Genomic DNA, 215 nt, shown 5'->3' with positions numbered 1-215 from the left:
AGCCTGCTGGGGCGGTGCAGCAGCGTGAGCAGGCAGGCGGAGTCCTCCCGCGCGCCCTCGACGGTGTCCATCTCCCAGGCGGCGGCGCAAACGTCCTCGCCGAGGGCGAGGAACGCGGCGTGCGACCTGCGGGGCGAGTGCGGCGTCGCCCTCTTCGGGGCCCGGTGCGACCTGGGCCTGTAGCCGACCTTGCGCCTGAGCTCCATGTTGGTCAT

1 pseudogene is annotated in these 215 nt (G+C 73.0%); it reads right to left on the bottom strand.

The window, feature by feature from the left end:
• Window positions 1-215 (bottom strand): annotated as a pseudogene (locus DW899_RS10830) (IS30 family transposase); the annotation flags it as partial.

Source organism: Collinsella sp. AM41-2BH (assembly GCF_003468085.1).
Taxonomy (GTDB): Bacteria; Actinomycetota; Coriobacteriia; order Coriobacteriales; family Coriobacteriaceae; genus Collinsella.
The sequence above is the reverse complement of the archived record's forward strand: the minus strand, read 5'-3'. Positions and strand labels throughout refer to the sequence as shown.